Below are 24,919 nucleotides of genomic sequence, written 5' to 3' on the forward strand. Positions count from 1 at the left end.
GAGTCTGCCGAAATGGCAGGCTCTTTTTTGGTTACTGGCATTACCCGAATTTTGTCGAATAATCATTATTTCGACAATTCAGCCATTATCCTGTATGATATTTCGATAAACGAAGTGTTATATAGGGGGAGAAGACATGAAGAAGCTGCTGTTAACCGGTTTTGAACCTTTTCTTGATTTTCCGATCAATCCTACAGAAAAGATCGTGAATGCATTGGATGGCAAGACGATTGGAGACTATCAAATCATGGGGCATCTGCTGCCGGTGGATTTTAATCTCGCGCCACAGAAAATAGTAGAGGAAGTGGCAGGAAAAAAGCCGGATGCAGTGATTTCTCTCGGGCTGGCTGCCGGGCGGACCGCCATCACTCCTGAGAGAATCGCGATCAATTGCCAGGACGGCGAGCCGGATAATAGCGGAATCGCACCTGAAGACAAACTGATAGAGGAAAATGGCCCCGATGGTTATTTTTCCACCCTGCCGATCCGGCGGATGGTTAATAGACTTAAGGAAGCAGGATATCCTGCAGCCATCTCAAACACAGCGGGGACATATCTATGCAACAACGTTATGTATTCCGTGCTTCACCTGCTGAAATTGACAAACACTGAATTACCGGCGGGTTTTGTACACATTCCGGCATCCCATGCACTGGCGGCTGCCAGCAAAAAAAGCATGGCAAGCTGGTCAGATGCCGATCTGCTGGAGGCAATTACGCTGATCATAACAGAATTGGACTAAGGGGCCGGAATGGCTCTTTTTTTCTTGGCATTTTTCATTATTACTATAGTGTTTTCCTCTAATACCCAAAAGCCTTTGCCAACTATTTTTGCTGAAAAAACCTTATATATCAAAGTCCTTCAAAAATATTTATATTTTTTCCCAGCATGTACTTGACCTGAAAATGATTTTTGTACATAATGAAGTATGAATTTTCTTAAAATTAAATGAAATCAGAAAATGTATCAAGCGCCATCTTGAAGTGTAAACAGAAAGCGGAAAAATGACAACGCTTTCTAAAAGGGGGAAACCGAATTGCTTCCGTTACTGGCTATGATGATCATTACAGGTACCTGCCTTTTTCTTGCTTTAAGGAAGAAAAGGCCAATCTTCCTGGCAGTCCCATTTCTATCAATCTTTGCTTACTTCCTCGTTCAAATCATTCTTGTTCCCGCACCTTTCATGGATACAGTCAAATTTATTTTCAGTTTAAGGTAATGGTTTTGTCCGGGTCCGGATAATGGATCCGGTAAAATAGCAGCGATTCGGCTGCATACATCACGATTAAGGAGTGACTTTGGACCAAATTCATCAGTATTTGAATGCAATTTATTATTTTTATCGGGGGTGGAGTTTTGAAGAAAATCGATAAAAAGGTAGCGGACAGTTATTTCCGCGAAAAGACTCGGAATATGATCATTTATTTTGCTATTGGCTTCCTTGCTTCTTTTGGCGTGGTCTTCTTTGCAGAACCATTAAGCGGCATTACCATTAACGGATTCCCATTCCATTACTTTATGGGCGCACAGGGAGCTGTACTGACGTTTATCATTCTGCTGTTTGTTAATGCAAAAATGGGAGATGCGATCGACCGGAAATATGGAATTGATGAAAACAAAAATGAACAAATCAGTTCAGGGAAAGTTCTTGATCATTAATTAACGAAAAATAAGCGGCTGTTCGAACTTCCGCAATACAGAGAGATAAAAGGGGCGTCATAAAAAAATCGATCGAAAAAAAGGGGGATGTTCTTGGATACACAGTTTTTGGTCTCATTATCTATCATTTTAGCTACATTTGCTTTGTATATTGGCATAGCCATTTACAATAAGGCAAAAGAAACTTCTGAGTTCTATGTTGCCGGCCGCGGAGTGCCGCCGATTTTCAATGGAATGGCAATCGGTGCTGACTGGATGAGTGCCGCTTCCTTTATCGGGATGGCAGGAACGATCATGCTTCTGGGCTATGACGGTCTTGCCTATATTATGGGCTGGACGGGCGGGTATCTGCTCTTAACCTTCCTGCTGGCACCCCAGCTGCGGAAATACGGCCGCTACACGGTTCCTGAATTCATCGGTGACCGCTTTGAAAGCCATACTGCCCGTGTGATTGCAGCCCTTTGTACAATTATCATCAGCTTCACCTATTCGATTGGCCAGCTTTCCGGTTCGGGAGTGGTAATTGGCCGCCTGTTTGAAATTGATGCAAAGCTTGGAACCATGATCGGTGTCGTTCTGATTGCCTTTTATGCTGCATTCGGAGGCATGAAGGGGATTACTTGGACGCAGGTTGCTCAGTATGTCATTTTAATTATCGCTTACTTAATTCCGGTCATTTTCATGGCACTGCAATTAACAGGGAACCCTATGCCATGGATTTCCTACGGTGAACTTGTCGGTAAAATGGGTGAGCTGGACCGCGAACTGGGAATCTCTGAATATTTTGCGCCATTTACCAATGGAACGAAATGGCAGTTCCTTGCCCTTATGTTTACACTCATGGCTGGTACAGCAGGACTTCCGCACGTAATTGTCCGTTTCTATACGGTATCAACGATGAAGGCAGCCCGCTGGTCGGGAGCATGGGCATTGCTGTTCATCGGCTTGCTTTATCTGTCTGCACCTGCATACGCAGCATTCTCCCGTTTCATTTTAATGACACAGGTTGCCGGAAGTAAAATTACGGAGCTGCCAGCCTGGACGAAAACCTGGGTGGATACAGGCAAGCTTCAGGTAGCGGATGGCAATGGCGATGGAGTCCTGCAATGGAAGGAACTCATTATCTCAAATGATATCGTGGTTATGGCGACACCGGAAATTGCCAATCTTGGGATGTTTGTCATCGGTCTGGTGGCAGCAGGGGCAATGGCTGCTGCGTTATCAACGGCCGGAGGATTGATGATTGCAATTTCTTCCGCATTTGCTCACGATATTTTTTACCGGGTGCTAAAACCGAATTCAACTGAAAAAACTCGTCTCTCCGTTGCCCGCTGGTCCATTGTCATCGCCACTCTTTTGGCAGGTGTGATCGCACTTAACCCGCCAGGAGCCATTACGCAAATTGTTGCCTGGGCTTTCGCGCTCGCGACAGGGACATTCTTCCCGGCGCTCGTTCTGGGTGTCTGGTGGAAGCGTTCAAATTCACAGGGGGTTATTGCCGGTCTGCTGGTCGGATTAGGTGTAACCTTGGCGTACATCTTTGCAGCTAAATATGGCGGATTTACAATCCTCGGAATCATTGATACAGGTGCCGGCGTGTTTGGTGCCACAGCGGCATTTGCAGCTAATATCATTGTTTCTCTAATGACAGCCGCTCCTTCGCAAAAAATTCAGGAGGAAGTTATGGATCTTCGCTATCCGGAACAAATGGTCTATAAAGATGGTGAAGTATGGATGAACGATGATGAATCAAAATCTGTATAACCTGTACAATTTGGAGGCTGTGCGGTTTCACCCCTTTTTCCATGGGGTGGAATCTGACACGGCCCTTTCACTTCTAGCCATGTGTGAAGTACGCTGCTACAAAAAGAATGATATGATCCTGAAAAAAAATAAACCGCGTGAAGGCCTTCTGCTCCTTTTAGAAGGTCTTTCAGAGGTATTAGTGAAAAATGACCACAGCGGGCGGGAGGAAGTGCTCGAAGTAGTCCAAACAGGAGAGCTGATTGGATTTTCCAGCCTCGCTGATTTCCTGGGTGTTTCCAAACAAACTTCTGCAGAGCTGGTTGAAGTCAAAGCCTCCAGTGAGGTAAGGGCACTGTTCATTCCGTTTGAAGTGGTGAGAAAAAGATGGGATGATCCTGCAGTTCATGATTACCTGCTGACTCAGGTAGCCCTCAGATTGAAGGATGTATACACATCCCTTGCAGAACAGGTCAAGCTTGCGACAGATTATGGGGAAAACGATGCATTCATGATCAGGGTTCAGGATGTCATGAGCAGTGAGGCAGCCTCAGTCAGCACCGCTGCAACCATTCAGGAAGCTGCCCGGCTCATGCTTAAAAGAAAGATTAGCTCGATCCTTGTTACAGAAAAGGACAGCTTAAAAGGCATTATTACGGAAAGAGACATTGTGGAAGGGGTGGCAGCTGAAGGGGCAGATATTACTGCTCCAGCAAGCACCATTATGACAGCGGGTCCAGTCACGGTATCAAGGTCCGCTTATTATTATGACGCCCTTTCACTGATTCTTTTTAAGGGAATCAAACACCTGCCGGTAATGGAAGGTTCAAAGGTCGCTGGGATTGTGACATTATCAGATTTGCTGAGAAAGAAAAATGAGAATGTGATAAAGACGGTTCAAAAAATCGAAAAAGCCGATCGGGACAGTCTTCCGCAAGTGAAAACCGGCATCTATGAGATAATTGATTCTTTAATAAGAGACCGTGTTCCTATATTAAAAACGCTTGAGATCATTACAAAGCTGTACGATCGCATGAGCGGCAGAATTATAGACCTATCTATTTCTGAACTGAGGGAAAAAGGCTTGCAGCAGCCATGCGAATTTTCTTTCTATCATATGGGCTCGAGCGGCCGTGGAGAGCAGTTCATGCTCACAGATCAGGATCATTTCCTGGTTTATGAAAGCCAATCGGAGAAAGCTGACGATTTTTTTGAAGAGCTTGGGAAAAGGATCACTTCTAACATGGAGAGTGCAGGTTACGCACGGTGCAAAGGTCTCATGATGAGCAGTGAGGAGAAATGGCGGGGGTCGCTTGCGGTATGGGAGGAGCGGCTGCGAACCTGGATGCTTCAATCCACTAATGACAATTTATTGTTAGCGCAAAACTTTTTCTCCTATCGGTTCATTGCGGGGAGTGAAGGGCTGCATGCAAAATTTGAAGCAATGGCTCAGGAGCAAATGAAAAGATCCAGAATTTTTTTATACCGTCTGGCACAGCTTGAAAGGGAACATACCATTCCCACGCTGGATCGGCCGCTCCGGTCCTTATTTAAGCTGCAGCGCAAAAGCATGGATATGAAAAAAGAAGTTTTATTTCCCTATCATCATAGCCTGCAGATACTCTCCCTAATGCATGGGAAACTATCAGGCACACCGCTTGAAAAAATAGATTTTCTGCAGGAAATGCAGGTATTCTCAAAGGAGTTTGCACACGATTTGAGAGGATCTGTAAGCACTATACTTACGTTGTATGTCACCCAGCGCTGGCAGCAGGAACAAAACGGTGCCGCCCCATCTTCCGTTGTCTCATTTTCCAGAATGTCTACCCGAGAAAAAGAAGAATTGATTCTAAGCTTAAAGACATTTAAGGAGCTGCAGAGCCAGGCAATGGCAAGATTCTCATTATAGCTTTAAAAGGAGGCTGGTATGTTTTTTCTCAGAAAAAATGTGTCATGTTCGTTAAAATATGAGAGTATTCCATTATCCACTCCCCTTGAAGATCTGAATTTTATAGTCTTCGATACGGAAACCACTGGATTTCAAGTTTCTGCGGCAGACCGAATCATTGAAATAGGCGCCGTCCCGGTAAAAGGATTTCAAGTGCAGGAAAAGGACCTTTTTCAGACATATGTTAACCCAAAACGACAAATTTCTCGGGAAATAAAAGAACTCACCTCTATTACCGATGAGCTGGTAAAAGATGCCCCGCAGGCCTGGGAAGCTATTCAGAGCTTTTTTGAGTATGTCGAATCAAGGGAGGCGGTATGCCTGATTGGGCATTATGTTAGCTTCGATGCCTTGGCTATTAAAAGTGAATGTAAACGCGAAAAGCTTTCGTTAAAAAGTTTCCTGACCATTGATACGCTGGATCTGATTGGTTTTATCGCTCCGTCCTGCGATATGCGCGACCTTGAGAGGTATGCCATGGCATTCGGCACCCGCATTTATGACCGGCATCGTGCCGCTGGGGATGCTTTGACGACCGCTTATCTATTTGTTGAGCTGCTTTATCAATTTCAGCAGAGGGGCCATAAAACCTGGGGAGAGTTGATTAAAGCAACTGACAGTCAAATGAGATCACTGCATTATTAAGCGTCAGGCATACGTGGTTGGAATGTTGATGAGCGGGTGGGTGATGTGGTTAACGAGGAAAAGCCGGCTGAATCCGGCTTTCCATCCCATTATTGAATATTGATCAGAGCATCGTCCTTGTAAACCACAAGGATTTCACTTCCTGACATTTTTTGATAAGACGTTGCTGTCCCATACGGTACCTTTAGTGTGAAATAATCATCCCCGTTTTTAAATTCCACTGTAAAATTGTCAGCAGCACCTGTGATGACTGCCTTTGTTTTGGTAATATCACCTTGAATGGTCAATTTCTGATTGATGAGGACCATATCTCTTTTTAACTTGTTCAATGTTTTCAGTTCATTGACACTCATACGGTAGCGCTTTGCGATTCCCCAAAGTGTATCGCCCGGCACCACGGTGTAAACGGCTGTCTTAATGGAATCTTCTATATGTCGTTCAATCCGAACCTCCAATTTTTGGCCGGGCTGGATCGTGTCAGCCTTAAGGTTGTTAACCGCTTTTAATTCTTTAACAGTCATATCATGTACTCTTGAGATTTTGTATAAGGTATCTCCTTGCTTCACTTTATAGAATCCTGTTAATGCATGAGTTTCTTTTGCTGAAGCGCTGAAACCGGCTGATGCGATTACTGCCGCAAAAACGGTGCTGGCTGCCGTCATACCTCTTGCTTTCATCTTCTTTCTTTTATTATTTTGAATTCTTTCCTTGCGTGTTTGCATTCTATAGTCATCCTATCCTTTGGAATATTGTGGTGTCATAACCAGTTAAATGAATTGTTTCCCCCAAAAATAGTACGGTGTAAATATGCGCTTCACAATAGGGAGGAGTTCCTGGCTCTTTTCCCTTGTTTCCAAAAATCCATATAGTTCAATGCGCCCTATAATTGCTAGATATATGCAATTATCTGATGTAAATGAAATAGTTTGCGACATCGAAATGAATTAACAGGGAATGAAGAATTTTGTCGAATATGCGGGGAAAGTCCTGAATCTTATCCATGGAACAATTGAAATTAGGAAAGTTGTCACTGGTCTTTAGACTGCTTATTTTTCAAATACCCTAAAGGATTTTTTGAAAACATTTCTTTTTTTGACTTCCAGATGTCCTATTTTCAAAAAATTTAAACAAAACCTTGTCCTTATTGCATTTTTCGTGCATATTCCCTCAACCAAGCTAATAAACTGTTACAAACCTTACAAAGAGAATGTATGAGGTGAGGGATCGTTTTACTAAACTAATGAATATGTTGAGGACATGTTTAATTATCGCAAACTGAAAGCAAGCATTTCAGGCGCATGTATGATTAACTTCAATTAATCAGCAATCCATGCGGAATACAGTTAAAATCCAGACAGAAAGCGAGTCTCATTTCACACTTCTCACATCCAAATTGGGGAGGGCGAGTGGTGTGCACGATTACATCAAAGAGAGAACTATCAAGATTGGAAAGTATATCGTGGAGACGAAAAAAACGGTTCGCGTAATCGCGAAGGAGTTTGGCGTATCCAAAAGTACAGTCCATAAAGACTTGACGGAAAGACTGCCTGAAATCAATCCTGAACTGGCAAACGAAGTAAAGGAAATCCTGGATTATCATAAATCGATCCGCCATTTGCGCGGCGGTGAAGCCACTAAAATGAAGTATAAAAAAGAAGAAATGGAAGAAGAGCCAGTTAAATGAAATGAAATGAAATGAAATGAAATGAAATGAATGGCGCCGATAAGGGCGTCAAAGGCTAAAGACTGCCATTTAAAAAGTGTCACGGCTAATTTTCAAAGCTGTACATGAACCTCAATTGCGGCTCCGGGGGTTAAAAGCTCATAAGCTGTTTCCATAGCCTGAAACCTTGGCTTTGCTCTATGGATTTAAGCCCCTTTTCAAGTCGCCTGCATCCTTTTCCCCATTTCGACAAAAACCCGCAAAAAGTCTCACAAATTCTGTCAAAATGTTACTGCTTTCACAAGGAATGTGATAAAATATAAAATTAGGATAGAACTTGGTTCGTAAAGACTAGGACTCCTAAAGAGACGCCAGGCAAAATCATTTCTTTTATTAAAGAACTGATTTTTTTGCGTGGCCTTAACTGCTGTTGCGAATAATGATTTGATCATCTAACTGAAAAATTAATAAGCGAAGTTCGCTTTAAGAATGCCTAAATAGAGAGAGCCTTCAAAGGTGCGGACAGAAGCTGGCCATGTTGCAAGGAGGAAAAAAAGAAATGTTTGCTAGGGATATTGGGATTGATTTAGGAACAGCCAACGTGCTAATCCACGTTAAAGGCCGAGGTATTGTGCTGAATGAACCATCGGTAGTGGCGATTGACCGAAATACAAACAAGGTGCTGGCCGTAGGAGAAGAAGCACGCCGCATGGTCGGCCGTACGCCGGGGAACATCGTGGCAATCCGGCCGCTAAAAGATGGGGTTATTGCCGACTTTGATGTAACAGAAGCGATGCTGAAGCATTTTATCAACAAACTGAATGTTAAAGGCTTCTTATCGAAGCCGCGCATTCTGATCTGCTGCCCGACAAATGTGACAGGTGTTGAACAGAAAGCGATCAGGGAAGCGGCTGAAAAAAGCGGCGGCAAAAAGATTTACCTCGAAGAAGAGCCAAAAGTTGCGGCCATCGGAGCAGGCATGGACATCTTCCAGCCGAGCGGCAACATGGTTGTCGATATCGGCGGCGGAACAACGGATGTCGCGGTTTTATCAATGGGTGACATTGTGACGTCTTCATCCATAAAAATGGCCGGAGATAAATTTGACAACGAAATTCTTCAATACATCAAAAAAGAGTACAAGCTTTTAATCGGTGAAAGAACAGCTGAAAACATTAAAGTAACGATTGGGACTGTGTTCCCTGGCGGCAAAAACGAAGAAATGGAAATCCGCGGCCGCGATATGGTTTCCGGTCTTCCAAGAACCATTACAGTTCGTTCCGAGGAAGTTCAGGGTGCTTTGGCAGAATCCGTTGATGTCATCGTCCAGGCTGCTAAAAGCGTGCTGGAACGCACACCTCCTGAATTGTCTGCAGACATCATTGACCGCGGGGTAATTTTAACAGGAGGCGGCGCACTTCTTCACGGAATCGACCAGCTTTTGGCGGAAGAGCTGAAAGTTCCTGTCTTAATTGCCGAAAACCCGATGGATTGCGTAGCTGTTGGAACTGGCATCATGCTTGATAATATTGATAAGCTTCCGAAGAAGAAGCTTGTATAACAACGGACCTGCCAATTTGGCGGGTTTTTCTTTTTGGGTCAGCTGAAAGTAAACTTTTTTCCATTTCAGCCGATGAAAAGAAGGTACAGCACTTTTTCAAAATCTGACTTCATTCTTCAAATTTTTAATGTTTATTGTCGGAAAGTTTTTTATAATAGAGCTAGAATAGATTGTTCGGAATAAATAGAGGTGAAACAGATGTTTAGAGGTTTCTACACAGCTGCTTCCGGAATGCTTGCACAGCAGCGGAGAACGGAAGTACTGACAAATAATATGGCGAATGCCAATACACCCGGCTTTAAAGCAGATCAGACGAGCCTGAGGGCTTTTCCGGAGATGCTGCTCAAGCGAATGGGCCAGCAGACCGTGCCGACTGAAAATGGACTAAACCTTCCTTATAATAATGAAGTCGGGAGACTGACTACGGGGGTTTATATGCAGGAGACGCTACCGTCCTTCATGCAGGGAGATATGAAGGAAACAGGCCTCGGTACTGACCTGGCATTGCTGGATCTTAATTTGCCGGTTAATCCGGAAACAGGCTTAAGAGGGACTGTTTTTTATAACGCAGCTGGAAACGACGGCGAACCGCGCTATACGAGGAATGGGAATTTCACCATCGATGCCGGGGGCTATTTGACGACAGCAGGCGGATTATATATTTTAGATGATGCGGGTGAGCGGATTCAGCTCTCCAGTGACCGTTTTACAGTAAGTGAAGATGGTGTGATTACCGGTGAAGCGGGTGAAACAGCCAGACTAGGCATCACTTTTTCCCAAAATCCCGAAAGTCTGAGAAAAGAAGGCGACGGACTTTTTGCAGCGACAGAAGAGAGCATCCTTGAAAATGCCTATAATGCACAGAATGTCCAATTCAAGCTTCAGCAGGGCTATCTGGAGCGTTCCAATGTGGATGCATCCCGTACAATGACGGATATGATGGCAGCCTATCGCTCTTTTGAAGCCAACCAAAAGGTTCTCCAGGCATATGACCGCAGTATGGAGAAAGCCGCAAATGAAATCGGGCGGATCGGGTAATGACCTGCCGCAGACCCGCTAAGGGGGAAAAACAATGAATCGTACGATGATCACGGCAACAAATACCCTGGCCCAGCTGCAGAAACAGATGGATATTGTCAGCCATAATGTGGCCAACATTGATACAGCGGGCTTTAAAAGACGGGAAGCCAATTTCACTGATTTGCTTTTTCAGCAGTTTAATAATCAGCGGAATCTGGCTGCTGAGGCAGGAAGACTGACTCCGGCAGGCATCAGGCAGGGCGTGGGCGCAAAGCTGGCGCAGTCCCAAATCGTCATGCAGCAGGGTTCTTTAAAGAGAACAGACCGGCCGCTCGACTTTGCTTTCACAAAGGAAGGCCAGTATTTCCGTGTGCTGGAGCAGACGGAAGACGGAGCAGCAGTGCGTTTTACCAGAGCGGGCGCTTTTTATTTAACACCGGTTTCGGATAATGAGACCATGCTTGTGACAGCTGACGGACTGCCGGTTCTTGATGAAAATAATAATTCGATTATAATAAATGGACAGGCTAAAAATTTTAAAGTGACCGATACAGGGAGCTTTTTGGCGGAAGCAGCCAATGGTGCCATCCAGGAATTCAATCTTGGAGTGGTCCTGATCAACAAGCCTCAATTCCTGGAGCAAAAAGGTGATAATCTTCTTGGCCTGCCAGATGGAATAGATGGCGAGGGGATTTTTACAGAGCTGAACGGTGCACTCCGCGGACAGATTGGAATGGCCCAGGGTTCCCTTGAACAGTCCAATGTGGATTTGTCCAAGGAAATGACAGAATTGATCAACCTCCAGCGGGCTTATCAGTTTCAGTCCAGATCCGTCTCCATGGCTGATCAAATGATGGGGCTGGTCAATGGAATACGTTAGATAAAAAGGGGAAATAAAATGTCAGTAAACAACAGTAATCAAGAAGCAGTCAAGACGCGTGAACAACTGAAAAATGAACGCAGCAAAGATGAGTCACCGCGTAAAGGGCGGGTTCGCATTCGTCTCATTCCGATCTGGCTTCGGATTATTATTGTCGTGCTTTTAATTTTCCTGAGCGTTACGGCAGGAGCCGCGGTCGGGTATGGTGTCATTGGCGGCGGCGAAATGAAGGATATTTTTTCAAAGTCCACCTGGATGCATATAATTGAACTGGTGGAAAAAGAATAGAAATGAAAAGGAGGGCGGAAAACCCTTCTTTTTTTGTTGGCACTTTGCGTATAATCAATTTTTTAGTAAAATAAATATAAGCTATTAGTATCTGGTACTAAATAATGCATGGGAGCGATACATATGAAATTAAATGTAGAAGAAATCAAAGAAATCATCCCTCACCGATATCCATTCCTGTTCGTGGATTCCATTGAAGAGCTTGAGCCTGGAAAAAGAGCCGTCGGCAAAAAGAATGTAAGTGCCAACGAGGAAGTATTTAATGGACATTTCCCTAATTACAATGTATTCCCGGGATGCCTCACGCTTGAAGCCTGTGCGCAGACAGGTGCTGTGGCGCTGCTGTCACTGGATGAATATAAAGGTAAACTTGCCTTTTTTGCGGGTGTGGAGAAATGCCGCTGGAAACGCCAGGTGCGGCCGGGCGATACACTCATCATGGAGGTCGAATTGCTCTCCGTCCGCAGAGGAATCGGAAAAGGCAAAGCCCGAGCGACCGTTGATGGCGAAGTGGCGATGGAAGCAGAAATTATGTTTGCGATTGAAAGATAAAGCTAAGACAATCCCGTACACAATGTGCGGGATTTTTTCTGTAAAAAAAGATGCAAGTTGTTTCGGTTTTTGGGAAATATAAAGGAAGACCAATGCAGCAGGTCAACAATACATCTATTGAAAGGAGCTTTTACGATGAATAAAAAGCTTTTAACACTTATCGGAGGAACTGCTCTTTCCGCCATGCTACTTGCAGGCTGTGCTACTGACAACCAGGAGCCGCCGCCGGAAGATGATACAATCACTGAGGATAATAATGGTGATGTAAATGATGGCGATATGAACGGTGACAACGGCGATATGACGAATGATCTGAATGAAAACACAGATGACAACGACATCAACACAGATGACGACGGCGACATGATGGAAGACAACAACGAGCCGGGCGAAGACGCTGTAGAAGATAATCTCGATATGCAGGATGAGGATAATAAAGATAAGTAATAGGTAAGAAAAACTCCCGTCATGACTGAGCGGGAGTTTCTTTATTTTCCTTTTTAGCAGTGGCCAGGCGGGGCTTGCTTTGCATCTTAACCTTGAATTCGTCTAGAAGATTGTCGCCGATGTAGCCCTTGGCCAAGAGGTCCTGGAGCAGCAATTCGGCGTAATCATTTTTCGTTCTTTTGAGTGATCCCTCAAAAAGGATGCTGATATGGTTTTCCAGTTCGCTGATAGAGGTAATTTTAGTTTGGAATGCGGCTGGATCGTTTTCTTTTTTGGTTATAACAACTTGGATGGTCAGCTCGTCCTCATCATCAGCGCGCTTTTTGAAGTACTCAAGATAGGATTTATCAATAAATGCCTCCAGAAGCCAGTTGCTCTTCTCATCTTCTTTATTAATAATCAATCCATCATCCAGTTCAATATCAATCAGGCCATTTTCTTCCACCAATTGCAGAGAAACAAGTTTAAATGTTTTCATGGCTAACCTCCATCTCTAAAATAAGTTGTCTATAAAAAATTATAACACAGCCCAAACTGAAAGCGAATTTGACAGTTTGTCGAATTTTCTTTTTATTAATGCTGAAAATCGTATTTTCGAGGCAGTTTTTTGCGGAAAAGGGACGGAAAATTAAATTTTATGGGTATTTTTACCGAAAAAGCACTGTGAAAAACACATTTTCGCTTTTTTACATTTTGGGGAGGTTCCGGCTATGATAAGGCTATCAAAGAGAGGAGATGAAAACCATGATCAATCAAGTGACCCTGGTGGGAAGGCTGACAAAGGACCCTGAGCTGAAAAGGACACAGGAGGGAATTCCGGTAACAAATGTGACACTGGCAGTTAATCGCCAGTACCGGAACCAGCAGGGGGAAATCGATGCAGACTTTGTGCAGTGCACCTTATGGAAGAAAACGGCTGAAAATACATCTCAGTATTGCCGGAAAGGAACCCTGATTGGAGTAACCGGGCGGATCCAGACAAGGCATTATGATAATCAGGAAAAGAAGCGCATTTATGTAACAGAGGTGGTTGCTGAATCCGTCCGCTTTCTTGAACGGAAGAAGACAGAGGACATTCCAGTGACTGTAACCAAGGAGGAGCTTCCGTTTTGAATGAAGTGTCCGAAAGAGAAAAGGCAATGGAATATATGCTCGAAAGCCTCATCAAAATGCTCGGAAAATCAAACCACAGAGTCGATGATCTGAACAAACGGGTACTCCAGCTTGAATCGCTCATCCGTGAAACGGTCATGCAAAACAGCCATCCACAAGAGCAGCAAACACCTAAACGCTTCTCCATCATGAATTGACGGCATCCCCCAACCAGCTGTCCACACATATTCCTTCACTATAGAAAATCAATCTTATCCTCAAAACTTCCCCAAATTGGAACCCGGTACACTTGTGCCGGGTTATTTTTATGGTGACAGGGACCGCTCGAATTTTGTCGAATGACCTAAAATTCCTTCAATGCCTGAATGTTGTTCTTGATCACTCTCACAGCAAGAGCCTTTTTCTTTTCGTTAAAGGTGTATATATCCAGGAGGGCTTTTTTCAGGTCCGGATAATGGCTGATGATCTCCCGGATCATCTCCATGTCCTTATCATCCGGGTTTTCTTTTAAAACGGACTTGTCTGCTGTGTAGGAGGACTGGCTCGCCAATTCATCAGTCAATAAGGTCTTGTCCACTTTATATACTTCTGCCATTTGTACGAGGGTTTGGTAAGTGGGGGTGACCTTGCCTGTCTCGTATTTGCTGATGGTTGAGCGATCCACTTTCAGCATTTTCTGCCGCAAAATCCTGAGTCCACTTTCGATCCGTTCTTAACTTTCTCAGTATTTCAGGTAAAGACATCCTTTTCACCGCCATTTGCTTTCTTTCTTTTAACTTAGCGGGAATAATGTGTAAAAAGGCTGTTTGTGAACGGTGGTCACACTAATGAATGTGATTAATATTCACAAATAATAAATACTGCTGAATAGGCATTAAGAACCAGGGAGGATATTCACAGAATATGTCGAATATATTTTTTGAAAATAATAAAAAGGAGGTTTGATTTAGTGGAAAAAGGAGATGAAACCGGGTACCTGTATTTTCAGACAGAAAATAAAAGTCTAAATACCGATCATCAGCCAAGCTTCTTTGATGCGCTTCAGCTGATTAAGCTCCAGAATAATAAATCCTATCAAAGAATTCCTCTTAGAAGCCATACTTCACTTATGTTCAACGATACGGAACGAACTCTTCACTACAAGTTTAACTTCTTATTAAGCCAAGTGGCAATTAACTCCGGGGACAAGAAACCTACATACCAGCAGCTATCCTGTTTTATTATAAAAGAAGGCAGCAAAGTCACGTTTCTGACGCAAAAACCTAATAAGCCGGAATATGCAAAAATTAAAGAACAGCCTTCAAGCCTTTATGCATATCAAGGACTTGAAGACTGAATCAATTTTATGTCAGGTGAACCAGGTCCCGCAGCTCATCTGTTGAAAGCTCGGTAATCCAGTTCTCGCTTGTAATGATCTGGTCATTAAGGGACTGCTTTTTTTCAAGCATAGCATCTATTTTTTCCTCGAGTGTGCCGGTGGCAATCATTTTATGCACATGAACAAAGCGATTTTGCCCAATCCGGTAGGCGCGGTCAGTTGCCTGATTTTCCACGGCAGGATTCCACCAGCGGTCATAATGGATAACATGGTTTGCTGCCGTCAGATTCAAACCGGTTCCGCCGGCTTTAAGCGACAGCAGGAATACCGGGAATTCATGATTTTGAAAACGGCTGATCATAGAATCCCGTTCCTGCTTCGGCACGCTTCCGTTTAAAAACGGCACGTCGAATCCGAATTGTTTTTTCAGCAGGCGGGCGATCATATTCCCCATTTCGATATATTGGGTAAAAATCAGGCAGCTTTCGCCCTGTTCATGAACAGCGCCGACGAGTTCGCTTAATTTTTCAAGCTTTACAGAACGCTCAAGGACATGCTTAGGCTTCTCTTCTTTTAAATAAAGGGCCGGATGGTTGCACAGTTGCTTTAAGCGGCTTAATAACTGCAGAATCAGGCCTTTACGCTCAAACCCGGAAAGCTTTTCGATCTGTGCGAATGTATCCTGGACAAGCTGCTCATATAGGGAAGCCTGTTCAGCAGTCAGCGGACAATACTCCTTCTGCTCAAGCTTATCAGGCAGGTTCAGGGCCACATCTTCATCCTTCTTCGTGCGGCGGAGCAGGAAGGGGCGGATATAGGCCTGCAGCTGCTTAACTTTGTTTTTGTCGTCATCCTTTTCAATCGGCAGAACATAGCGCTTCTGGAACTGTCCGAGACTGCCGAGATAGCCGTGGTTCGTAAAGTCAAAAATGGACCAGAGTTCGGTCAAGCGGTTTTCCATCGGCGTGCCGGTGAGGGCAATATGGTGCTTGCCCTTTAACTTCCGGACAGCCCTCGATTGTTTTGTCTGGGCATTTTTAATATTTTGGGCTTCATCAATCGAAATGGAGCTCCACTCGATTGCTTCAAAATCCTCCAGATCCATATGGGTTAGTCCGTAGGAGGTCAGCACAATATCAAACTCCATTACTTTTTCAGAAAAGCTTTCTCCCTTCAGGCGGTTGGATCCGTAGTGGAGATATACGCTCATGCCAGGAGCAAAGCGCTCGATTTCCTTTTGCCAGTTGCCGAGGACTGATGTAGGGCAGACGATGAGAGATGGGCCGCTGTCTTCATCCTTTTTTACTTTTAAAAGATAGGAGATCAGCTGTATCGTTTTTCCAAGTCCCATATCATCTGCCAAAATGGCGCCGAATCCATATCGGCGCAAAAACAGCAGCCAGCTCATCCCAAGCTTCTGGTATGGGCGGAGATCACCTTTGAAGCTTGCCGGGACCTCTTCAAGCGGAAGGTTTTTAATATCGCGGAGCTGCTTCACCATCTGTTTCCATTGGCGGTTAAGCTCGATCTGAATCCGGGCAAATGTTTTAGGATTATCCAGATCATCTTCCTGCGGGCTTCCGTCAGCCATAAGCTCCTGCTCAATCAAATCGCGGACATGCAAACCTTCTTTTTCCGCTTTCTTCATTAAATCCTGGATATGGCGGACGAAGTGGGGGTCCAGCTTAATCCAGCGGCCGCGAACGTATACGAGCCGTCTTTTTTCCTCTACCATGCCCCGGAATTCTTCCTCTGTTAAGTCGACGCCATTCATGCTGAAGCGCCAATCATAATCAAGCATGGACTGAAGCCCGACAAACGAAGGGCGGTGGCTGCCGGTTCCTTTCACTTTTGCTTTTACCTTGAGGCTTGCGTTCTTCATTGCCTGCCACCAGGATGGAAGCAGAATTTCCACGCCAAGTGCCAGCATGGTTTCGCTTGCCTCTGTCAGAAAAGTCCAGGCTTCATCTTCCGTCAGCATAGTCGAAATCTCGCCGGGCTTGCCTTCAAGCCATGGGAAAAGCTCCAGCCAGCGCTGGATCTCTTTTTCAATTGAATCTTCATAAGCATGCCATTCGTGCGGATAATTCGAATAGTCCTTGTAATCGGTAAACACATCAGGATTCTTTTTATCGCGCAGAAAGATCGTCAAATCCCAGCTGGTATCGATATCCCCGGGCTCTTCCAGCTTAAGTCCGATCGAGAAAGGAGCTTCATTTGCTTTGACTCCGATCCATTCCTGCCAGCTTTCTTCGTCAAAATAAGCTGCAAGGTCGCGTGGTGAGAGATGCTCACTCCGCAATGCTTCTAGCTTTTCACCGAACTGAGCTTTCGCTTCCTGGTTTTGATTCATAAAGCCATCAAGGGAGCGGTGAAATAAATCCCCTATAAATTCCCTGACTGGAGAGTCTTCTACTGTCTGCTCCCAAAAGTTTGTGCCGAATTCGGCGATCACACTTTCCGGCAGTGCCCAGCGGAATGTACCTTGTTCCCAGGCTGCAAAATCCGGCATCCATTCCTGGTCCACGATCGAATCATAAAGAGCATGAGAGGAGGCCAGCAGAATCTCGGCCGTTTCATCCCAGCTCCAATCAATCAAGCGGTTGAATTGCTCTGCCGCAAACAGGGTGACAATCTGCCATCCGCTTACAGAGATCCCTTTAATGCCGTCTGCCTCTGCAGCATCAAGCATGGTTCCGAAAAAGCTTTCCCTGTGATGGTTAAAAAGGAGAGGCTGCCATTCCTTCGGAGAAAGCAGGCGTCCCTCTTCATTAACCGCAAAAATCAGGTAGCGGTCATTGTTTATTGGTTTCACTTTCACATGAAGAAATCTCGTTTTAAGCATCGATTAGCTTACCCCTTTTGCATTCTTCCTGAAAGGCGCGGAGACGTTTCGTTTTTTCGAGCAGCAATTCAAGAAAAAGCTGCCAGTCCTCCTGGCGTTTCAGCTTGTTGTACAGCGTCCGAAGCTTTTTCATCTTCCGGACGGCCTCGCGGTAATGATCTCTGTTTTTCATATTAATATGGCCAGTGATGGACTGATGATAAAGCGGGAGGAGGATGGAGGGCTCCTTTTTGCTGATTTCCCTGATCCGGTCCTTGCCAAGAGAATCAAGATCAAAGCCGATAAACGCCTGCAGGTCCGCCCACTTTATAAATTCTCCTTTTTCAAAAAGCAAATATTCATAGTCACTGTAGCTGTAAGGAAGCGTCTCCATCAAGGCTTTCTCGTACAAATCCATTTTGCTGTTCTCCAGGCAATAAGGAGAAATCGCCTTGACGGACATCCGGGTAAAATCCATGCAGGCGTAATAGTCATCAATTTCTTTCAGATAATCACGTGATTTATGGATAAATGCTTCTGCATACGGGCCCATCCGATTCCAGTCCTTGTTGGCTGAAAAGTAATCGAGCCAGTAAAGCATATAAGGTGTCATTAATTCATTCGGCACATTTAAAAGACTGAGTGCCTTTTCATCATTGCGTTCAAGAATCTGAAGATGCACATAACCTGCCACTGACGGCATGTTTGCCTCTTCTTTGACGAAGGATTCCAGCCTTTCGATCTCTGCTTCACGCCATTCCTTCTTTTTGAAAAAATGCGTCCATAGCAGCCGGTATAAATGAGTTCGTTCATACTCCATCCCAAAAGAACCGGTGATCAGTCCGGCAGAATCATCCTTCAGCTTTTCGATAAATTGATCGAACGCGAAGGGGAGGGAGTGCACCGACAATTTATTCATGATCTCCACGGAATCCTCCATCAGGGACTGATAGAGGTGGCGATAATAGCGGTCAATCAATTCCTCGCCATGGCCGTACTTACTGCTCAGCACCATCAGCTTTTTAAAAGAAAAAACATAGCCGATCAGAAGGTAGAGAAGCTTCCATTCCTGCTCTACCGGTGCTCCGGCTTTCATGCGGCGCAGATACACATGGAAAAGCTCAGGCAGGACATAAGGACGGGGTTCTCCCTGTTTTTCCATTAGCTCGGTAAAGCTTTCGTCGAATGAAGCAACCCAGCGATCATAATCCGCCTTCATCTGGCCGGAGGATTTCAAAAGATCCTTCGCTTTTTGAAGCCCCCAATTCTTGGCGGTCTGCTTTTCCTTGATCGGCTTCCGCCATTCTTCAATCCACATGGACACACTTCTGGCTTTAGAAAGAAGCTGCAGAAAGACCGCAGTCTGATGGCGGCAAAAACCTTCGGCCGGACATGAACACTCACTCAAATGAATGAACTCAAGATCCAGTTCTACCTTTGCGGGAGTCACATCCTGTACGGTCGCCAACACCTTATCACCTTCAAAGCGCAGCTGATACACAAGCCCCTGCCGAAAAAGCATCAGCCCTTTCTGCACCAGGCGCGCATCCTCCTCATTCTCAGCCCGCAGCAGCCCCTTCAGCTCATTCGCGGCAAACTCCAAAGGCTCCAAAAACCGCTCCGGAATCATGTTCATACCTCCTTATTGGTGACAGGCACCACCCGAATTTTGTCGAATCTATTTAGAACAAGGCTCCCGTAAAAGGGATTAATCGGCCCTGTAAAGTCCATTCCTTTATTATAACATTTAGGACAGCTGGAATGAAGGTGCGTGCTGTTTCAAAAAAAAGTTGAGAGAAGTTCTTAATGGGGATCGAGCGGGAAAAATTTTCGATTCCTGTGAAAGGAAATGGTATGATGAATTTAACGCTTTAATGGAACAGGGTGAAAAAATGACTGCCGTACAAGCTCGACAAGAGGAATCAACTAAATATTCGCTGCAGGATGCAGGCTTCAAAAAAATTATGATTGCGATGACGAGTGCCTCCATTTTAGTATTCGCTAATTTATACTTTGTGCAGCCGATTATGCCGCTGCTGGCAGATTCATTTGACATCACATCTGCGGCAGCCGGTTTATCACTGTCTGCTGCTGTAGTTTCCATGATTTTCGGATTGTTATTCTTCGGATTTCTGTCTGATCGAATCGGGCGGGTTTCCATTATGAATTTCACACTTGTCTGCACCATGATTCCGCTGGTGCTATTGCCGATTGCGCCTAATTTTGAAACCTTTCTGGTACTGCGCTTCCTGCAGGGCTTTTGTATAGCGGGACTGCCTGCAGCAGCCATCGCCTATTTAGGAGAGGAGCTGGATCCCAGGAGCATCAGCCTCGGCATCACCATGTATATTGCAGTCAATGCCATTGGCGGAATGGCCGGCCGCATCTTCGTTGGATACATTGCAGATATGGCCAGCTGGCAGACTTCTGTTTACTTTCTATTTGGATGTTCCATTTTGCTATTCATCATTTATTTTATAACTCTGCCAAAATCTCATTATTTTAGTCCCAGTAAAAGATCTGTACAAAAAGACTTGTCAGGCATGGGCTCACATCTGAAAAATACGAAGCTTTTCCCTGCGTTTGCAATGGGGATCCTCCTCCAGTTCTCGTTTACAGGAGTATGGACATACCTGCCTTTTTATCTCGAACAGGAACCTTTTAATCTCTCTGTAAAAAATATTTCTTTTACCTACCTGGCGTACAGCTTTGGTATAGCTGGCTCCATTCTGGGCGGAAGACTATCCTCTTATTTCAGACAAACCACACTGGTTTCGGTTGGAACCGTCATTTTAATAGGAGGGACCTTGCTTACCAATATGCACTCCTTGTCGGTAATTGTAATAGGTCTATGCCTGACCTGCCTGGGGTTTTTTGTGGCGCATTCACTAATGGCGGCTATTGTAAATGAGCGCGCTGCCCATCACAAAGCCGGTGCCTCGAGCATCTATCTCGTAAGCTATTACCTTGGAGTCGCAACCGGTGGGACGCTTGCCGGTCTGGTATGGCAGACCGGAGGCTGGACGGGGATTACCGTGGTTTCCTTTGGACTGCTCCCGGTGGTGGTGTGGCTGATGGCGGGAAGCCGGAAGGTTCATCGCTGATATGATGGTGTATATGAAGGGACGAGCCGGGATTAATCTTGGGTAACTTCGGACACAAAAAGCAGGAGAGAGTCAGTTAGAGTCAGAAGCCGGTGTAACTTCGGACACAGAAAGCAGGAGAGGGTCAGTTAGAGTCAGAAGTTGGGGTAACTTCGGACACAGAAAGCAGGAGAGAGTCAGTTAGAGTCAGAAGCTGGTGTAACTTCGGACACAAAAAGCGGGAAAGGGTCAGTTAGAGTCAGAAGCCGGTGTAACTTCGGACACAAAAAGCAGGAGAGAGTCAGTTAGAGTCAGAAGCCGGTGTAACTTCGGACACAAAATGCAGGAAAGCGCCAGTTACAGTCCGAACCCGGGGGCAGCCTTCGCCGAGAGCGGTCTAATTTGGCCTCCGGCACTAACCCGAAGCAAGAAAAAACTGCTTATTAACCAAAAAACTCTTAAAAGCCCCAATCTAAAATGACTGGGGCAGCATATTTAGATGATATTTTATCTAAAACTGCAACTAGATGCATTCATATATAACGTTATGTGCGGATAGCCTCAATTTCTGTGCGGATAAGACTTTTTCTGTGCGAAAAAATTTATCTCAATTTCAGAACTCATCCCCGCTTCGAATAACCACCCTAACGAGGATCCCGTTCATGCCCTGTTTTCAAATCAACGACCTTAACAGGGTTCGCCGGTGCATCAACCGTTTTGCTCGCAGGGGCCGCTTCACCGTTTTCCACCCAGTCAACTAGCAGGTCAAATGATTGATGAGCATAAGGCAGCAGTGGCTGTAGTTCCTGATCCGGATCGGTGCCCGGGTTCCAGACCAGGCTGTCAACATGGTTGCCGTTCTCGATCGTGTACATACGGTGCAAATCCTGCTTTCCGGCTTTCTTAACCAGCTTCTCATATCCCTTGGCATGGATTTCCGGGAATATCAGCGAGTCCAGTGACCCCGTGAAGGAGATCAGCGGCACATCAATATCTCCGGTATTGGCCACCGCCTTAATATTTTCCTTCACTTCCTTCGGCCGGGTCACATACTTATAATCTTCAAAAATAGGATCATAAGATCGGTCTCTCACGCCATTAACGAAGTTCAGGTAATTGCTCCATTCCGTCCGGCCGGGTGCTTCCGGATCGAAATGGTCCCGATAGATATTCAGCGAGACAAACCAGTATACCTGATCATGGTAAGCCCACAGTTTTTCAGACCCTTTTGGCAAGCCTGCTTTGTATAGCTCTTTAACCGCTTTTTGCTGTTCTTTGCCGCTTCCATACAAAGCTTCCTCCGCATGATTCACAACAGTGGTCAGGGAACTGATTAAATTTTCTTTTTTCTCCGTCCATAATACGCCTTCCCAGTCGACTCCTCCATCAAAAAGACGGGGTTCGCCGGTTTTCTCCGGATCGTCATTTTCAAGAGCATAGCGCACGACGTAGCCGCCATTGGAAATTCCCATTGCATATGTAGGAATCTTATGCTGTGCGGATACTAAATCACTCGCAGGATCAGAAGAGTCTGCCGGATCGATCAGCCCATCCGTATGTGAGCTGGCTAAGTACTGCTGTGCGGCTTTCGTAACCTGGCGGAACCGCTGATGCCATTCCGCGACACTATCATCCTCACCGGCTAGCGCATTCTTTACTTTTGCCAATGGATCAGCTGGATCAGCCTCGCCCTGGGTGCCTTTATCGATCGCTGCAAAAGCATATCCTTTTTCCAGTACATAATCGCTGAAAAGCAGATCGGTCGACGTTTCATTTCTTGTCGCGGGTATTCCCGAAACTACCAGCCGGCCATTCCAGTGGTCCGGAACCCTGATGACAAACTGGGCATCTTCAAAAATACCATTTATCTGAGTTCCTGTTACAGAAGCAGGCTTGTACATTTGGTGCCATCCGGTTCCTTCCGCTGCATTTCCCCATAGATAAGGAGCCAGGCCAATATTGCCGTAAAGGGTTGCCTGCTGATATTGCAGGGGATTCTTAGTAGTGAGCCAGTTGTTGCCGGAGCCGTCAAAGTATTGTTCTGTTACCGTGTGCGCACCAGGTATGATCGCCTGGTTTTCCACAGCTGTTTTCTCCGCAAAACTACTTTCCGGAAAAAGTAAAAAACTTAAAGCAGAGGCCAAAGATAACGCAATCAGTTTACTTTTCAGATAAATCCATCCCTTCCTCATCATCTCTTACAGTTCTATTCTACTTTTACTAATTATGGGAATCATGGGCCTTAATGATTAATTATTTGAATTTTCAGCATAAAGAAGAGCAGAGCATTCAAAATTGTGATGCCAAACCGATACTAGTACTATAGACATATAGTAGAACAAGTTGGAAGCAATGAGAATTCAAGGGAAATTTGGGCGCTTGAATGAATTCGAGCTAGTAGCGCAACCGGCCAGCACTTACAAGGAATCACTTGCTTGTAAGGATATGTTCTGACAAACTTTTTTGAAAAGAGGAAGAGCATGCTTACAACGTATCAGCCTAATCATGTTAAAAGCACACAGGTTCTTGAAAAAGAAGCTGTTTTGGCTGCAATTGAAAATTCTCTGGCGATGATTGAATTTGATGGGAACGGGAAAGTGCTCTGGGCAAATGAGAATTTTGCCAAAACCGTGAAATATCGGGCAGAAGAGATGCCAAATATGCTGCATAAGCAATTTTGTACCCCTGAGTTTGCGGCCAGTAGGGGATATCAGGAGCTTTGGAGAAATCTGCGCAATGGCAAAAGCTTTCAGGAAAAAATCCAGCGTGTGACCAAACAAGGAGACCTCATTTGGCTCGAAGCAACATACACACCCGTTTTCGGGAGTGATGGCAAGGTCGCCGGTGTCGTGAAGATTGCTACTGATATAACGGAGCGGGAAACGAATACAGCACAGGTGGCATACCAGCTTCAGGAAATGTCAGAAGCCCTTAGTGAAAAAGCAAAAGCTGGAATTGAGAGAAGTGAAGAGGCTGCTCAGGCAATAGGCAAGCTTGTTCATGAATCCAAAGGAAACCTGGAAATCCTCCATTCTCTCAAATCACAGGCACAATCCATCGGCAGCATCGTAAAAACGATCCGGGAAATAGCGGCGCAAACCAACCTGCTCGCCTTAAATGCAGCCATAGAAGCCGCGCGTGCAGGCGAGCATGGCAGAGGCTTCAACGTCGTTGCCGGAGAAGTGCGGAAGCTCGCAAACCGGGTGCAGGACTCCATTCAGGAAGTCAACGCCCATATTGAAGGAATATCAAGTGAAATCAACAAAATCAGTGACGCCACCCTGCAATCACAGTCCGGCATCTCTGAAAATCAGGTTCTTAATGAACAGGCGGTATCCGCATTTAAAGATATCGGGGAAGCAGCAAGAAAGCTGGATGAGCAGGCGAGGGGATTTAAGAGTATTTTATAGGACAACGTATAAAACGTTAGGATGGGGCGGCTTTTATAGCAGCTCTTTTTTTGTTGATAGGAAAAATGGATGGCGGCGGAGAAATTCTATAGTATGCAGCAAGTTAAATGAAAAAGAGGTATCCATATGCCATTTTATTTTGAAGGGAATGTCTATATCCGCAGTGATGAAACCGGAGAGAAGGTAATCTTTGAAGATCCGGCCGCTATAAATGAGAGTGTGGAATATATCAATAAACATAACATTAAACATGTGGGTGTGTCAGATTTTGATTTTCCCGATGTTTGTTTTTTGAATGAATGCCCGGGTATTGAACATTTGGATGTTTTGAATTCTTTTATAAAAGACCTGAGCGGCATCTATAGCTTAAAGAACCTAAGAATCCTATCGATAAATGAAACAACCACTAAAAATGTTTTTAAAATAGGAGAGCTTAAGAATCTGCAAGAAGTATACGGGCAACTGCCGCGTAAAACGGCGGGACTGAATGAATTGAGTAAGCTAACCAGAGCCCAGCTGTGGAGCTATAAGCCGAAAGCCAGGAATCTCACTGAATTTAGTGGGTTAAAAAGCTTAAAAGAGCTTATTTTAACACAATCAAATATTGTCACACTTGAAGGAATCCAAGAGATAATGAGCCTGCAAATGCTTCAGTTGAATTATCTTAGGAGTTTAAAAGATGTTAGTGCGCTTCGCAAAGTGAAGGCTCCGCTGATTGATGTGGAGTTTGAGAGCTGCAAGGGGGTTGAAGATTTTTCGTCTATT

General features: G+C 45.0%; 25 protein-coding genes and 1 riboswitch. Of the genes, 19 read left to right on the forward strand and 6 right to left on the reverse strand.

The features are described from left to right. The first annotated feature begins 12 nt into the window (after positions 1–12). The 7 genes from BK139_RS23840 to BK139_RS04640 all read left to right on the forward strand — a co-directional run bounded on the left by BK139_RS23840 (position 13) and on the right by BK139_RS04640 (position 5,995). Complete coding sequence (locus BK139_RS23840; protein WP_175609059.1) at positions 13–165, forward strand: hypothetical protein; 153 nt, start codon at positions 13–15, stop codon at positions 163–165. Continuing rightward, positions 137–742, forward strand: coding sequence for a pyroglutamyl-peptidase I (locus BK139_RS04615; RefSeq protein WP_076257158.1), 606 nt, complete (start codon positions 137–139; stop codon positions 740–742). The genes BK139_RS23840 and BK139_RS04615 overlap by 29 nt, the downstream gene beginning before the upstream one ends. A gap of 294 nt (positions 743–1,036) precedes the next feature. Next, positions 1,037–1,219: a hypothetical protein gene (locus BK139_RS04620; protein WP_048008002.1), complete on the forward strand. Its 183-nt coding sequence runs from the start codon at positions 1,037–1,039 to the stop codon at positions 1,217–1,219. A gap of 137 nt (positions 1,220–1,356) precedes the next feature. Next, positions 1,357–1,659 (forward strand): DUF4212 domain-containing protein, encoded by a 303-nt coding sequence (locus BK139_RS04625; RefSeq protein WP_076257283.1) that lies wholly within the window; start codon positions 1,357–1,359, stop codon positions 1,657–1,659. Positions 1,660–1,752: 93 nt separating this feature from the next. Beyond that, positions 1,753–3,423: a sodium:solute symporter family protein gene (locus BK139_RS04630; RefSeq protein WP_076257160.1), complete on the forward strand. Its 1,671-nt coding sequence runs from the start codon at positions 1,753–1,755 to the stop codon at positions 3,421–3,423. Then, complete coding sequence (locus BK139_RS04635; protein WP_076257163.1) at positions 3,404–5,311, forward strand: DUF294 nucleotidyltransferase-like domain-containing protein; 1,908 nt, start codon at positions 3,404–3,406, stop codon at positions 5,309–5,311. Before BK139_RS04630 ends, BK139_RS04635 begins: the two co-directional genes overlap by 20 nt. A gap of 18 nt (positions 5,312–5,329) precedes the next feature. Further along, complete coding sequence (locus BK139_RS04640) at positions 5,330–5,995, forward strand: 3'-5' exonuclease (RefSeq protein ID WP_076257165.1); 666 nt, start codon at positions 5,330–5,332, stop codon at positions 5,993–5,995. An 89-nt stretch (positions 5,996–6,084) separates the two neighbouring features. Here BK139_RS04640 and BK139_RS04645 read toward each other — a convergent pair whose 3' ends face one another. Then, positions 6,085–6,717, reverse strand: a complete 633-nt coding sequence (locus tag BK139_RS04645; RefSeq protein ID WP_076257168.1) for a LysM peptidoglycan-binding domain-containing protein — start codon at positions 6,715–6,717, stop codon at positions 6,085–6,087. 689 nt (positions 6,718–7,406) lie between these two features. On the opposite strand from BK139_RS04645, the gene spoIIID reads away from it, so the two are divergent. From spoIIID to BK139_RS04680, 7 genes are all read left to right on the forward strand, one after another. After that, the gene (gene spoIIID, locus BK139_RS04650; protein ID WP_009332173.1) at positions 7,407–7,679 is read left to right on the forward strand and encodes a sporulation transcriptional regulator SpoIIID; all 273 of its coding nucleotides are present in this window, start codon (positions 7,407–7,409) and stop codon (positions 7,677–7,679) included. A gap of 538 nt (positions 7,680–8,217) precedes the next feature. Beyond that, positions 8,218–9,219, forward strand: coding sequence for a rod shape-determining protein (mreB, locus tag BK139_RS04655; protein ID WP_061793486.1), 1,002 nt, complete (start codon positions 8,218–8,220; stop codon positions 9,217–9,219). A gap of 198 nt (positions 9,220–9,417) precedes the next feature. Then, on the forward strand, positions 9,418–10,257 hold the full coding sequence (locus BK139_RS04660) for a flagellar hook-basal body protein (protein ID WP_076257170.1): 840 nt from the start codon (positions 9,418–9,420) through the stop codon (positions 10,255–10,257). A gap of 34 nt (positions 10,258–10,291) precedes the next feature. Further along, positions 10,292–11,119 (forward strand): flagellar hook-basal body protein, encoded by an 828-nt coding sequence (locus BK139_RS04665; protein WP_076257173.1) that lies wholly within the window; start codon positions 10,292–10,294, stop codon positions 11,117–11,119. An 18-nt stretch (positions 11,120–11,137) separates the two neighbouring features. After that, positions 11,138–11,407: a DNA-directed RNA polymerase subunit beta gene (locus BK139_RS04670; RefSeq protein ID WP_076257175.1), complete on the forward strand. Its 270-nt coding sequence runs from the start codon at positions 11,138–11,140 to the stop codon at positions 11,405–11,407. A gap of 123 nt (positions 11,408–11,530) precedes the next feature. Further along, a complete protein-coding gene (gene fabZ / locus BK139_RS04675) occupies positions 11,531–11,959 on the forward strand; it encodes a 3-hydroxyacyl-ACP dehydratase FabZ (RefSeq protein WP_035327807.1) in 429 nt (142 codons plus the stop codon). A 69-nt stretch (positions 11,960–12,028) separates the two neighbouring features. After that, on the forward strand, positions 12,029–12,406 hold the full coding sequence (locus BK139_RS04680; protein WP_286147901.1) for a hypothetical protein: 378 nt from the start codon (positions 12,029–12,031) through the stop codon (positions 12,404–12,406). 19 nt (positions 12,407–12,425) lie between these two features. Here the strand turns inward: BK139_RS04680 and BK139_RS04685 are convergent, their stop codons facing one another. Continuing rightward, positions 12,426–12,884 (reverse strand): YwpF-like family protein, encoded by a 459-nt coding sequence (locus BK139_RS04685; RefSeq protein WP_076257180.1) that lies wholly within the window; start codon positions 12,882–12,884, stop codon positions 12,426–12,428. A gap of 266 nt (positions 12,885–13,150) precedes the next feature. Between BK139_RS04685 and ssb the strand changes: the two genes are divergently transcribed. Together ssb and BK139_RS04695 are read left to right on the forward strand one after the other, a co-directional pair. Then, positions 13,151–13,519, forward strand: coding sequence for a single-stranded DNA-binding protein (gene ssb, locus BK139_RS04690; protein ID WP_076257182.1), 369 nt, complete (start codon positions 13,151–13,153; stop codon positions 13,517–13,519). Positions 13,520–13,524: 5 nt separating this feature from the next. Then, on the forward strand, positions 13,525–13,716 hold the full coding sequence (locus tag BK139_RS04695; RefSeq protein ID WP_286147943.1) for a hypothetical protein: 192 nt from the start codon (positions 13,525–13,527) through the stop codon (positions 13,714–13,716). Positions 13,717–13,862: 146 nt separating this feature from the next. Here the strand turns inward: BK139_RS04695 and BK139_RS04700 are convergent, their stop codons facing one another. Continuing rightward, the gene (locus BK139_RS04700; RefSeq protein ID WP_076257187.1) at positions 13,863–14,204 is read right to left on the reverse strand and encodes a helix-turn-helix domain-containing protein; all 342 of its coding nucleotides are present in this window, start codon (positions 14,202–14,204) and stop codon (positions 13,863–13,865) included. A gap of 264 nt (positions 14,205–14,468) precedes the next feature. Between BK139_RS04700 and BK139_RS04705 the strand changes: the two genes are divergently transcribed. Further along, on the forward strand, positions 14,469–14,855 hold the full coding sequence (locus BK139_RS04705) for a hypothetical protein (protein WP_076257189.1): 387 nt from the start codon (positions 14,469–14,471) through the stop codon (positions 14,853–14,855). Between the two features lie 7 nt (positions 14,856–14,862). Here BK139_RS04705 and BK139_RS04710 read toward each other — a convergent pair whose 3' ends face one another. Together BK139_RS04710 and BK139_RS04715 are read right to left on the reverse strand one after the other, a co-directional pair. Next, positions 14,863–17,682: a DEAD/DEAH box helicase gene (locus BK139_RS04710; RefSeq protein WP_076257191.1), complete on the reverse strand. Its 2,820-nt coding sequence runs from the start codon at positions 17,680–17,682 to the stop codon at positions 14,863–14,865. Next, entirely contained in the window at positions 17,675–19,291 is a 1,617-nt protein-coding gene (locus BK139_RS04715) for an SWIM zinc finger family protein (protein WP_076257192.1), read from the reverse strand. The genes BK139_RS04710 and BK139_RS04715 overlap by 8 nt, the downstream gene beginning before the upstream one ends. A 262-nt stretch (positions 19,292–19,553) precedes the next feature. Between BK139_RS04715 and BK139_RS04720 the strand changes: the two genes are divergently transcribed. Continuing rightward, complete coding sequence (locus BK139_RS04720; RefSeq protein ID WP_076257284.1) at positions 19,554–20,765, forward strand: MFS transporter; 1,212 nt, start codon at positions 19,554–19,556, stop codon at positions 20,763–20,765. Between the two features lie 623 nt (positions 20,766–21,388). On the opposite strand, the gene BK139_RS04725 is transcribed toward BK139_RS04720, so the two are convergent. Next, positions 21,389–22,915: an alpha/beta hydrolase gene (locus BK139_RS04725; RefSeq protein ID WP_076257285.1), complete on the reverse strand. Its 1,527-nt coding sequence runs from the start codon at positions 22,913–22,915 to the stop codon at positions 21,389–21,391. 165 nt (positions 22,916–23,080) lie between these two features. Then, positions 23,081–23,165, forward strand: a riboswitch (cyclic di-GMP riboswitch). Positions 23,166–23,224: 59 nt separating this feature from the next. Here BK139_RS04725 and BK139_RS04730 point away from each other — a divergent pair. Continuing rightward, positions 23,225–24,154 (forward strand): methyl-accepting chemotaxis protein, encoded by a 930-nt coding sequence (locus BK139_RS04730; RefSeq protein ID WP_076257194.1) that lies wholly within the window; start codon positions 23,225–23,227, stop codon positions 24,152–24,154. Positions 24,155–24,919: the final 765 nt, after the last annotated feature.

Origin of the sequence: Paenibacillus sp. FSL R5-0490, from assembly GCF_001956215.1 — a bacterium.
Taxonomy (GTDB): domain Bacteria; phylum Bacillota; class Bacilli; order Bacillales; family Cytobacillaceae; genus Cytobacillus.